At 32.4% G+C, this 12,679-nt stretch carries 10 protein-coding genes; 1 reads left to right on the forward strand and 9 read right to left on the reverse strand.

Annotation, left to right across the window (positions count from 1 at the left end):
- Positions 1-393: 393 nt before the first annotated feature.
- The 7 genes from M4I44_RS11685 to M4I44_RS11715 form a co-directional block, all read right to left on the reverse strand.
- Entirely contained in the window at positions 394-1,383 is a 990-nt protein-coding gene (locus M4I44_RS11685) for a hypothetical protein (protein WP_249964809.1), read from the reverse strand.
- A 378-nt stretch (positions 1,384-1,761) separates the two neighbouring features.
- On the reverse strand, positions 1,762-2,997 hold the full coding sequence (locus tag M4I44_RS11690) for a hypothetical protein (protein ID WP_249964810.1): 1,236 nt from the start codon (positions 2,995-2,997) through the stop codon (positions 1,762-1,764).
- 5 nt (positions 2,998-3,002) lie between these two features.
- Complete coding sequence (locus M4I44_RS11695; protein ID WP_249964811.1) at positions 3,003-3,923, reverse strand: hypothetical protein; 921 nt, start codon at positions 3,921-3,923, stop codon at positions 3,003-3,005.
- A gap of 6 nt (positions 3,924-3,929) precedes the next feature.
- Positions 3,930-4,961, reverse strand: coding sequence for a hypothetical protein (locus M4I44_RS11700; protein WP_017498181.1), 1,032 nt, complete (start codon positions 4,959-4,961; stop codon positions 3,930-3,932).
- 462 nt (positions 4,962-5,423) lie between these two features.
- Complete coding sequence (locus M4I44_RS11705; protein ID WP_017498180.1) at positions 5,424-6,143, reverse strand: hypothetical protein; 720 nt, start codon at positions 6,141-6,143, stop codon at positions 5,424-5,426.
- A 203-nt stretch (positions 6,144-6,346) separates the two neighbouring features.
- Positions 6,347-7,096, reverse strand: coding sequence for an imm11 family protein (locus tag M4I44_RS11710; protein ID WP_249964812.1), 750 nt, complete (start codon positions 7,094-7,096; stop codon positions 6,347-6,349).
- A gap of 2 nt (positions 7,097-7,098) precedes the next feature.
- Positions 7,099-8,982 (reverse strand): AHH domain-containing protein, encoded by a 1,884-nt coding sequence (locus M4I44_RS11715; protein ID WP_249964813.1) that lies wholly within the window; start codon positions 8,980-8,982, stop codon positions 7,099-7,101.
- A gap of 1,304 nt (positions 8,983-10,286) precedes the next feature.
- On the opposite strand from M4I44_RS11715, the gene M4I44_RS11720 reads away from it, so the two are divergent.
- Positions 10,287-10,709: a helix-turn-helix domain-containing protein gene (locus tag M4I44_RS11720; RefSeq protein ID WP_249964814.1), complete on the forward strand. Its 423-nt coding sequence runs from the start codon at positions 10,287-10,289 to the stop codon at positions 10,707-10,709.
- Positions 10,710-11,153: 444 nt separating this feature from the next.
- Here M4I44_RS11720 and M4I44_RS11725 read toward each other — a convergent pair whose 3' ends face one another.
- Together M4I44_RS11725 and M4I44_RS11730 are read right to left on the reverse strand one after the other, a co-directional pair.
- Positions 11,154-11,588 carry a RidA family protein gene (locus tag M4I44_RS11725; protein ID WP_249964815.1) on the reverse strand — a complete coding sequence of 145 codons (435 nt, stop codon included), beginning with the start codon at positions 11,586-11,588 and terminating at the stop codon, positions 11,154-11,156.
- A 71-nt stretch (positions 11,589-11,659) separates the two neighbouring features.
- Positions 11,660-12,586 carry a 5'-nucleotidase gene (locus tag M4I44_RS11730; protein ID WP_249964816.1) on the reverse strand — a complete coding sequence of 309 codons (927 nt, stop codon included), beginning with the start codon at positions 12,584-12,586 and terminating at the stop codon, positions 11,660-11,662.
- Between the last annotated feature and the right edge of the window lie 93 nt (positions 12,587-12,679).

A 12,679-nucleotide genomic window follows, 5' to 3' on the forward strand; every position in this document is an offset into this window, starting at 1 on the left:
GGTTGTTTTAAATTGATATTTCAATTGGTTAGACAAAAATTATTCCATAATGAAAATGTTTCTCCGCCTCTTTAGGTTTTTTCTCTTACAATGTGTGCATCGCGCTCTCGCTGTCGTATCAATTTAATTCCGCTAGGAATGATTCATTTGTAGCAACGAATTTTAATCCGTTGAAGAAAAGATTTTGGGTTTCCAAAGTTCCATAGGAACGACACCTATTTATCATCTTTACAGGTGCCGAACCGCTGATTCTTTTTATAAACGTACCTATTTAAATTGGATTAAAATTATGTTGTTCGAAGGTTACGAGTTTATATTTACTTTACGAAGTCACATGGCTTTGAAAATTTAAGACTTCGCAGAGCCGGAAATAGAGTTGCTAAATAAGGAGGCTTACTTTTTAGCTGATTTTATTTTCTTAATTTCGGCTTTGAGTAATTTTATTTCTTGTTCCTGCTTCTCATTCTTTTTATTTTGATCGATAATATAGAGTGTCATTTCTTCCATTTTCTGTAACAATTTCATTTGAAAATCTTTCATATTGAGCCCATTTTCAAGCATTTCCTTTTCAGGTGCAATTTCAGGAAGATGATGGTTGGTTGTTACAAATTTTTCAAGTTCGTTTAAAGTCATTAATTTGTACTCTTTTTTGAATACAAAGTCAGGGATGCAGGTTCCTTGTAAATCAACTTTTACTTCTCTTGCTCTTATTGTTCCGCAAACATCCAATTTATATAAAGGAGATGCTATTCCAATTCCTATATTCCCGTCACTGTCTATTCGAAGCCTCTCCTTTCCGGAAGCTCCAAATGTTAAAAAGCCACCATATACAGAATGTCCTCTATGAAAACTTATATAACCATTATTTCGATTGTTTGCGAATTCTTGAGTTATTGTAAAGGTTGGTACATTTATAGGTTGAGTTACACCACTACTAACTACCAATTTATTATCTTCTGAACTGGTTGCTAATACGGCAGCATCGGAATTGACACCGTTGTTTATGTGCAGTTTTGCGGTAGGGGTAGTTGTTCCGATGCCAACGTATCCATTTTCAAATATTGCGGCATAATTATTTGCTGCATTTTTAGCAGTTACCCAAAGGCCAATATTACTTTTATTAATTCCCTGATCGTCTAAAACTGAAATTTTTTGCGCTACATTTAAACAGCCGTCGCAACCAAAATTCCCGGAAATGTGTTTTATTTCAACGGTAGGGATTAAATTCCATGTCGGTTTGCTAATCGTTAAAGGAGAAGTGACAGAACTTGTTCCAATACCCACAGAAAGATCTGTATAAATAAAGGTTGTTCCGCTCCATTGTGCATTAGCTGTCAAAATGAAACTAAATAATGCTAGGCTGGTTAAAAAATGTTTTTTCATGTTTATTTTATTGATGGTATTAACTGTTTACTATAGGATTTAAAATGCGGAAATCCTACTGAGAGCTTTGGTTTCAGCATCCCGATTGTGTATGCAAAGAATATAAATTAATGTCAATAAGCAAAACAGTTTAATCATTATCTCTATAATTTCTTATTAAAAAAATCATGAGAAGTCGCATGCTTTAATTCCGTAGAAATGAAATATGGTGTAGCAACGGATTTTAATCCGTTGAAAAGAAAAAGTTTGTTTTTAAAAGTTCCGTAGAAACGACACCTATTTGCCGTTTTTATAGGTTCTGAATCGTTGTCTTTTTTGGCTCTTTACTGTGATAATGTAATTTTTGGCTCAAGAAAAAAGTAAAATAAGGTTTATAGATTAATTCATTCTTAGCATTTCTAAAATTTCGACAGAAAATAAAAAATAAAGCAAGGTTAAAATCCATAAAGCGAAAAACAAAATAGACAGCGGTTTGAAAATTTTATACGTTTTCCTTGTCTTTTCTGATCCTCTCGTTTGAAATGTATCATTCGGTTGCAGAAAATCATAGCCTGATTGGTATTGGGTTGTTATGTTGGTTTTTGGCTGTACATTATTCAATTGATTCAAATATTGCGGTTTAGTATTTTCATTAATAAAGTTGAGAAACTCACGTTTGTTTTCCTGATGAAATGATTTTACTTCGTCAATTTTTCTATTCGATTTGATGAAATTTATAGCCTCTCTTATTTTTTTTGAAAACTCAGCGTATTTATTTTCAGTAGCAGTAATCTGTTTTTTAGATTCTTCAATTTTTCTGCCGTTTTCCTGGTGTAATCGCACATTTTGTTCGATACTTTCTTTAAGTTTCTTGATAGAGATTATCTTGTTTTCTTCGAGTTCAGAAATTTCTTTTTCGTAATCATTTAGAATTAACTGTAATTGTTTCTTTTTTTCTTCTTTTGCAATTTGTATTTCATTATCAAATCCTTCTTCGTTAGTCGTTCTATAGAGACCTTTACCGTGACTGAAGCTTGCAATTTCTTCATTATCCGTAAAAAATATGATATCAAAACGGTTTAATAGCTCTAAAGACTTTTTAAAGTTATGCTGTAGTTTATCAATATTTATTTTAGAGTACACAACCAGATTAGAATTTGACGCATAAAAGCTGGATGGTTCGTTAAAACTTTTAAGATTATAACTAAGTTTATCAAAGTCTTGAGGCAGATCTACAGTAAAATTATCCGAATGATTAACCATCAGGGTTTTGTCTTCAATGTTTTTACTAACTAGTATTTTATGAAATTCATTTAATTTATTGATAGTAACATTTTCTTCTGCAATTTCATTTGTAAAAAGAATACTTGCCCCTATAAAAGTTCCTCCTCTATCGGAATTCTTCTCTTTTGCAAACGAATATTTTGAATATGAAATTGAGTTTAATCCATTTGCCGACTCTTTGCGTATAGCGTATAGGGAGCTGTTCTCAAATAGTTTTATGGCATTTGTATTTAAATCAAACGTTTTGATTGATTTTGCAACATTTTCATTTCCCATTTTAAAAAATGTCTGTCTGAAGCCGTACGGATTTCCAAATGTACCAAAGGCCAACAAGTATATGTTTTGTGTCATTTGTTTTAGAAGCTAAATTTTAAACGTTCCCAGAAAGTGCCTTCATAATCTAACGAATATCCTATAATACTTTCGTAAAGCCAATTAGATAAGACTTCAGCCTGCGCTAAATTTAATAGCGTTATCCTTTCTCCGTTTCCGTTGTTTTCTATGCTGCCAATGGTGAAATAGGTTTTATTTAATTCATATGAATTCATTCGGTTATTGGTTCTGGGAAGTCTTTCGTTAATGAAATTTTCTAATTCATTTTCATTAGATACATCTGTTCGGCCTGATTTGTCCCATTTAGAAATCACTAAAATCACATTTATTGATTTTAAATTTTTCCCTTTTCTTTCCAGTTCATCAAGAAATTCGTTTATTAAAGTATCTTCCAGATGTGCATTGTCAAAACTGGTTACAATGATAAAAGTAAGCGGTATGTTTGCATTCAAATAAGCTTCGATGCTACTGTGATATGTGCCGCCTTTGCTGATATCTTTGTGATTCTCTCCGGAAGTTTCTAAAAAAGTTAAATTGATAGATGGCACTTTTTTAGATTTATTATTAGGTTCAAATATTAAATCTAATCGGGTTACCTGATCGCGGGTTGTTCTGTTTGGTAAGATTCCTTGTCTGATGTTTTCAAAAAAATCAGACAATAAAACCTGCGCTTCTTTTGAATTGGGAGTTCCTAGTTTTGGACGCAAAACCCCGGCATGCGAACTTAAATAATAAAGCATTGAAGACAGAATAACTGATTTACCAGATTCTCCAACACCAAAAAAGAAAACAAAATTGCTGTCTTTATTTTTAATATCATTTGTATTAGCATTTGCCAATGGAACAAAGTCAGGTTTTACTTCATTTTTTGTTTCAAATGAAATAGGTTTCAATTTTTCGTCATCAAAAGACAATGGTTTCAGATTTTTGATCTCGCTGCTCATTTCAGTTTAGTTTTTTGCAATTAATACTTTACCACTTCTTTTGTTTCCACTAAAGACACTCGAACTATTGTTGCTGTTTTCATTGCTTGTAGTCGCTAATAAGACTATGATAACAATAACAAAATCTAATAAAATACAGCCCATTAATACTACAAATTGATACATTCCAAAGTTTTTAATGGCATGGTCAAAAGCAAAACCTATTTTTCCAACATCTTGTGTTTTTGAAATTTCAGGTGTAAACTTAAATTTAGTATCGCCTAGCACGGTATGAGCGCGATTTCCCAGTTTATTGTACTCGGCCAATGATTCATCAATTAAACCTTGAGAGATATCATCCTTTTCTTTTTTAGAAAGGAGTAATAAATCCTGAATCCTTTTATTCCATTTTAGGGCGGCATTGTTTACATCCGTTTTTAAAGCTTTTTCTTCCGGAGAAAGATCAGAAATCATATTGTCGATCTGGCGTCCCATTCGTTCTGCCAAATCATCATAATCATTGGCAACAGGAGTCAGAAGATCAACATTTTGTCCTGTTAATCCTTCTATATCTCTTATTAAGGTTTGTGCTCTTGTTCCAATTCCTTTATTTCCGGGATCTTTAATTTGCTCCATCATTTGTTTTTTCTTGATTTCAATGTTTTGCGAAGTCTCCCGATTGTATTTATAACTTAATTTGGACTGAATGTCGGCTTCCAGATTATTGAAACGTTCGTTGATATCTCTCAATTCGGTAGTATAAATGTCCGTTTTCATAAATCTGGTATACAAAGCATTAAAATTGGCAATGAAACAAAACGAGGCTATGAAGATGTAAATACCCACATAGCTGGAAGTTGATTTACCATTTGCTTTTGCAGATCGGATCATCCAAACTAAAAACAATAGTAAAAGCGATAGGACCAAAGCGATTATAAAAGATGCCGGACCAAAAATTTGATCTAATCCAAGCCAGGTTTGATAAAAACTGACACTGATTAATAAAAAGGCAAGTATTGCCAGGAAAAGGTCTGTAACATTAATTGATTTTTTACTCATGGTAGTTGGTTTTAGAATTAAATATTTATCCAAAACTAACTTCTTATGATTCAGTTATTTTACGGAAATCCGTAATTGAACTTTTGGATCAATTTTCACAATCCTGATTGAGCAATATTCTTTTTAGGTTATTTTCCAAGTGTTCAAGAGCAAGACGCTCGCGCCAGCAGAGGGGAGATGTGCTAATAGTTCTTCCATATTCAGCCATTCCTCTTTGTAATTTTGTATAAAAGAATGTTCTAAGCTGTGTTGCTGTCGAGGCTGGATCTGGATATTTGAGTCGGTTATATTTAGAACTTTTTTCTGTTCTTTTTGAGTCTTCAAGGACTTAAAAATATTATTAAAGGCTACACTGGACGAAGTCGGGAGACTTCGTCCAGTGTAATAACTATCTGAAAAAGCAGTTTTAAAACACCAAAAAGTTCTATTTAATTGCGCTCTTATTTGATATTATTTGTGTTATCAGGCTTTACCGTATATTTTTTCTCGTTCTCCTCCATGCAGCCATTCAGTTATGGATAATTCTACTGGTTGAAATTCTATACCTGTACAACTGGCATCTTCTATCTCTTTTTTGAGGTTTTCAGAAACAATGTATCCAATACCCCCTTCTGTGTTTGATAAAAGGAAAAAATCAGGATGAAAATCTTTTTTTATTTTTAAATTAGATATATAAATATAATCATCTTCGTTTTTTAAGAGATTTTGAATTTTAAAATCGTCATCATTTTCTACTTTAATCTTTTCTAGAAATGTACCGCCATCTGACTTTCTTTTTCTAATTAAAATTTTTGAGCCTAGATAATCTATAGAATTTGATTCAAAGAAGTGAGGGTGAAAAATCCAATAGCCATCTATGCTTTTATTTTGATATATAACAGGGGATCTAAAAAATTGACCTTTTTCTTTAGAATATTTTTCAAGTATATCTTTTAATTTACTACTAATAAGTAACCTTAAGCTAAACCCCGTGGTTTGCGCATTTATTAAATCCGTTAGTTTTGCTTTTCTACTAAGAATCGCATTAGATATAATTGGCTGAAAGTCAATCTTAATGAAATCAATTTTATCAATAAAGTTTGGGTCTTCCCAGATGTCACAATGATGCTGAGCTCCTTGAACTTGATTATAATCGCCTACAATTTTATTATTTAATGAATTGTTTATAAAATAATATTTCATTTTTAAAAATTTAGTTGATTAATAGGTGTGCTAGGATTGTTTGTTATTGCTATCCTCACTTTATCGATTATGTCATTTACGGCTTCATAGCATTGGGTGGTATGTATTTCTACATGTTGCATTATTATTTAATAAATCTGCATGACCAGATCATCAAGTTTTCTGTTTTCACAATTTGAATGATTGTTGGTTTGTATGTTTATTTATGCTTTGCCATATATTTTTTCTCGTTCTCCTCCATGAAGCCATTCAGTTAAGGATAATTCTGCAGGTTTGAATTCAAGGCCTGTGCAACCTGCGTCTTCGATTTCCTTTTTAAGTTTTTCAGATATAAAATAAGTATCTCCAGATCCATATTTTAAAGCAAAAAAATCATCTTGTATATTTTGTTTTAAAGCTAATTTTTTAATTTCAATTAAGTCTATGGGAGAATCAATTGTAGTTTTTGCCTGTTCAATATACATCATAAATTCTTGCAAATTTTTCACTTGTAATTCGCCCTTCTCCGAATGGCTGAATTCTTGTGTATAAGGATTTCGGTAATTTTTTTCATAATAAATAATACTGTTTTCAAAATCAATATACTCATGATTAAATTTGTATATATTTAATAACCAATAATCAGAATGTTCTGCTTCATCCTTGAAAATTGAGCATTGAAAAAATTGTACCTGCGTTATATAATTTTCTAAAATTGATTTTAACTTTCCACTAATTAATTCTTTAGAAGAAAAACCAATAGCTGACATTGTATTGATTAAATCTGTTAATTTTGATTTAGAGAACAGTACGGGATTAGCTACTATTGGTATAATATTAATTTTTTCATAATGGAATTGACCAATAAACAAAGGATTATCCCAGACATCACAATTATAAATAATATTCTTTACCTGTGGATAGTGTCCTAATATTTTTCGATCTGATGTTCCTCGTATAGCATAATATTTCATGGTTAAAAATTTAATTGATTAATAGGTACATTAGGATTGTTTTTAATAGTGGTTCTAATTAGGTCAATTATTTTATTGATTTCATCATAACATTGATTAGGAGTTGCGGTTGGATTTGTTTTTTCGAATTTAAGTAATCTATTTTTAATTAAATCATCATAGTTACCATGACTTCCATTATGAATTGCTTTATCCAAAGGTATTCCATTTAATGCATCATTCAAATGAAAAGCCTCTCCAGATTTAGCCGCCTTTTGAATGATTGAATTATTCTGCAAATTTATTGGGATTATATGGTGTGCTTGCTTTAAATTTCCAACTGCTAACCCTAAAATTTGTCTTAATTGACTTCGACAATATTTATCACTGCCAAAGTATACGGTTCCATCCGGTAATTTTCTCCAGATTAATTTTACTTTGGAGGTAAGATTAGTTGCTTGTCTAAACTTAATAGCGTACTTAGTAGATACAGCTGCCCAGCCTGCAATAGGAACTGCACTCGCAATGCTTAGAGTAGCATTAACACCGTCCCCTTCAATAAGATACAAAGTTCCATTAACTAAATCAGCGGCTTCTCCAAAAACAGGTACTAAACCTAATGCATCAAGCGACAGATGGATAAATCCTTTCGAGGCTTCCCAATATATTTTTGCAGTACTCCAATCAGGATGATTGGCTCTTAAAACTGCACATTCAATAGAGAAATGCATTGCTAATATTCCTCCCGGGTCACTGGAAAGATAGTTTGCAACATCTATATCTATGTATTGATCTACAGACAACAAAAAAGAATCATCTAAATCATTATTAATCTTGTTTTGAGCTTTGGCGCTTAAAGTAAAAACGAGCGCATTATTATCTACTGTGGCATCTTGTTTAACGATGTCAATCATTTCTTTCGAAAAACTTTTAGCTTCATCGGAGAAATTATTTGAATTCAAATAACTACCTATGATATTCATAGTGTCAGGACGATTTCTTAAAAAAGCGATTTGAGCTATAGATAAGCTTAGCTGAGCACCTAAGATTTTAATCAGTGGCATTGTATTTACAGGTACATATTCGGTAGGAGGAGTTACTTCGGGACAAGGTCCGGCACTTTTTGAAGTATGGGGATGTGGTGGACGAACATCACCGGCATAATACCAATATTGTCCGTTGCTGCCATAACAGTTAGAATGATCATGACCGGAACTGCCATCACCGCCGCCTTTATAACCGCCACTGCTTGGAGGGGAGTTGTATCCCGGAACGCTTGTATTGAATCCTCCTGATGGAAGATTTCCTCCATTACCGCTTCCACCTCCTGCGGCCGGATTGCTTTTTGGATCTGAAGGTGAAGGAACAAAGATTTTAGCACATGGATCATCTCCGGCACTGGACTTCGAGGTAAATTTTCCTGTAGTAGGATTGCTAACCTGACTTATCTCGGTGGTGCCATCGAAATATTTGAAATCAAAACGGTGTGCTTTAAAATTTTCAAAATCCTTTGGGTTACAAATGTATTTAAAAATGTATTTTTTACTTTCTCCTGTTGGAAGTACATTTATAACAAGATTGTAATACACATTTTCTGGAGTGTCGGGATAAAAGAAACTAATACTGTAATTGGTGATGTTTTTGTTATCGGTCATACTTACAATGTCATGCATCATAAATATTGGCTCGTTTAAAGTTTCAACATTACCGGACTTAGCGCTATTTTCTGCATCATCTGTATTGATGTAATTTTGAATGTCAGCCGGAAGTTCATTGGCATTTATAAGTTTCTTTTCAAAAGGAACTGCTGATTCTGTTTTGGTTTCAAGTTGTTCATTTGAATCTTTTTCGCAACCTGTCAAGGCAAGAAAAACAAACGCTAAGGCGTATTTAAATAGCTTTCCCATGATTATTGGCTTTTAATAGTTAGTAAATCGGGGTATATAGTGCGGAAAGTTTGTTTTTGCGAAGAACTCAAATATATAAAAATAAACTTACATTTTGTTTTAAAAGAAAGAAAATTTCTAAGTTTATTTGGGTGTGTTTTTAATTCCTTTGCAGACAAGGAGTTTTACGCCTGTCTTTTTGCATAATTTTAATTCTGCTAGGAATGGTTCATTTTGTAGCAACGGATTTTAATCCGTTGAAAAAAGGATTTCCGTTTTGTAAAGTTCCATAGGAACGGTACATATTTATCGTTTTTTATATGTTTCGAACCGCTGGTTCTTTTGTAACCGCATATATTCAAATTGGATTAAAATCCAACCCTACAATATTAGTCGAGCCTATGGCTCTTTACCTTGATAATGTGTCTTTAAATTTCTTTGCAGGCAGGAGTTTTAGACCTGTCCTTTTACATAATTTTAATTCCGCTAGGAATGAAATATTTTGTAGCAACGGATTTTAATCCGTTTAAAAAAGGATTTCCGTTTTATAAAGTTCCATAGGAACGACACCTATTTGCCGTTTTTTATATGTTTCGAACCGCTGGTTCTCTATTGTAACCTCATAATATTCAAATTGGATTAAAATCCAACCCTACAATATTGGACGAGCCTATGGCTCTTTACCTTGATAATGTGTCTTTAAATTTCTTTGCAGGCAGGAGTTTTAGGCCAGTCTTTTATGCATAATTTTAATTCCGCTAGGAATGAAATATTTTGTAGCAACGGATTTTAATCCGTTGAAAAAAAGATTTTCGTTTTATAAAGTTCCATAGGAACGACACCTATTTGCCGTTTTTTATATGTTTCGAACCGCTGGTTCTTTATTGTAACCTCATATATTCAAATTGGATTAAAAATCCAACCCTACAATATTGGTCGATCCTATGGCTCTTTACCTTGATAATGTGTCTTTAAATTTCTTTGCATGCAGGAGTTTTAGGCCTGTCTTTTTGCATAATTTTAATTCCGCTAGGAATGAAATATTTTGTAGCAACGGATTTTAATCCGTTGAAAAAAGGATTTTCGTTTTGCAAAGTTCCATAGGAACGACACCTATTTACCGTCTTTATAGGTTCCGTACCGCTGGTTCTTTATTTTGTTGATGCATTTTTAGTACAATAAAAACAAAACACATTGGCGAATCATGTAAGAAAAAGCGTATTTTTAATCACCGTTTAATAAGTGGTTAAAACAGTATCTTACCGAAACAATTCTGTTTTTTACAGATCATTATTTTTTAAAAGAATTTTAAATATCTTTGAATTATGAGTACAGCAACAAAACCAAATCACATAGGGCGAAAAATCAGCCGTATTCGTGAACTGAAAGACATGAAGCAGGAAGCTTTGGCACAGGCTTTAGGAACCAACCAGCAAGCTGTTTCGATTATGGAAAACAGCGAAACTATTGACGACGAAAAACTAATAGCAGTGGCAAAGGCACTGGGGGTAACTGTAGAAGCGATTAAAAATTTTTCGGAAGAAGCAGTTTTTAATTATTTCAATACTTTTAATGAAACAGTTTCGAATAGTAGTTTTGGAAATGGAACATTTAATAATGAATGTACTTTCAACCCTTTAGATAAAGTAGTTGAACTTTACGAACGTTTGGTTCAGGCTGAAAAAGAATTGGTGAAAGCCGAAAAGGAAAAAGTCGAATATTTAGAGAAAGTACTGAAAGGAAAGTAATAGTCTCGAAAGAGAATTTTTATAGTAAGAATGCGCAAATGTCTTTTGGAGACTTTTGCGCATTTTTGTTTTGCCACAAAAGTTGTAACAATTTTTAATTTATTTTCATTTTGTTACAGAAGTTGTAACAAATTTTGATTTATTTTTATTTTGTTACAGAAAGCGTGACAAAATAATTTTTTGTTTTCATTTTGTCACAGCAAAAAATTCCTGTAAATCTTTTTAGGATGAAGTGTAAAGAAGCAAACTCTTTTCAAGAGAAGACTAGAAAAGGAAGTACGCAAAGTGTCCAAAGATTTTTTTCTCATTTTATGTCATTTCGACGTGAGGAGAAATCTTCGTAAGTAACTCCGCAACGAAAACTTAATCTTTGTCGAGCTCCTCGTGGAGATTTCTCCTCACGTCGAAATGACAAGCTTTGTGGTTATAGCCAATTGAATCCAATTATTTTGGTAAATGTGCAACCAATTCAACCTCTAATTTTGCGGTTGGCATGTATAATTGCGCTATTTGTACCCATGTAGCTGCAGGAAAGTCACCATTGTAGAATTTTTTTCTAACGTTGTTGTACTTTTTCATGGTTTCAATATCTGTTGTATATAGATTTTCTTTTACAACATTGGCAAATGTAGCACCATAACTCGCTAGTGAAGCTTTTAAATCGTTATAGACTGTTGTGATACCTGCCGGAGTTAATTCTGTCGTTACAGCCCCCGAAATGTAAAGCACATTGTCCACTTTTAAAACCTGAGCATAACCAATAACGGTATCTTGTTTGGGCCCATTGTTCCAATGCCATTTTTCCTTTTTTATTTTGGCTTCTTGTGCAAAATTGATATTGAAAACGAATAAAAAAGAAAGTATAAGAAAATGTTTCATAGTGGTTTGTTTTTTAATTGAAGTTTATTTTAGGGTTTCTCTGCTCGCGTTAGCGAAGGAATTAGAGTTTTTTATTTATTAGCAATTCCAAATGGAATATGTACTAATGGTATTTTAGTAGCTTCTTTATTTAGATGAACTAGTTGGTCATCAAAGTAAATATGCGGCTTTACGACATTTAATATTCTACTTTTATCAACTCCTCCCATTAAAAATAACTCGTCAACAGTTACTCCCCAGCTTGTTAACGTGTTGATTGCTCTTTCATGGGAAGGTGCATTTCTTGCGGTTATTATACTTGTTCTCAATATTTTTTTATAACCTGTAGAATTGTTTTCTTTTTTAGTTTCTAATTTTTGAAAGAATGCTAATTTTTTAAAAAAATCAGCTAAAGGACCAGGTTCATGAGGCTCTGTTATATGGGCTAATTCATAATCATGAAAATCTTTTAATTTTTTACTTTGTTTGTACACTGCCTCCGAGTTATCATCTGCTATTACCCCATCGAAATCAAAAGCAACTCTTAATTCAATATCTTCGTCAGAATCTTCGACATTACTGTTTATGTACTTACCTGCTGGAAATCCAGCATTTATTGAATTATGAACATCTAAATCATTTGTAGATAAAAACAATGAAATATTATAAGCGGGTATATATTCAAATGGTGATTTACCAGAAGTAAATGCGGCTCTAGAAATATCCAACTCAAAATGTTTTATTGAATTGAAAATTCTTATTCCTGTTTCGGGGCTATTTTTTGATAATAGTACAACTTCAACTGGTTGCTCTTCAGTATAATGCTTGTTAATTTCTAAGAACCTTTTGATAAATGGAAAAGCTGGACCTTTTTCAAGTAAAACCAATTTATTCTCTTTTTGATATTTTCTGTATTCGATTATTCCTTTTTTATCAAAAATTTCATCTTCAATCTGAAGATTGAAAAGAGCATTGGATGAAACACCGACGACTAATTTTTTTTCTATTGGAAATGCCATATTTTGTCTTTTGATTAAAAGTATTTTATCAAGTTTTACTAGTATTTACATATTCTAACAGCCTATTACTATTATTTTTTTCCTTGCTGTCCC

Origin of the sequence: Flavobacterium sp. B183 (assembly GCF_023539155.1) — a bacterium.
GTDB lineage: Bacteria > Bacteroidota > Bacteroidia > Flavobacteriales > Flavobacteriaceae > Flavobacterium > Flavobacterium tructae.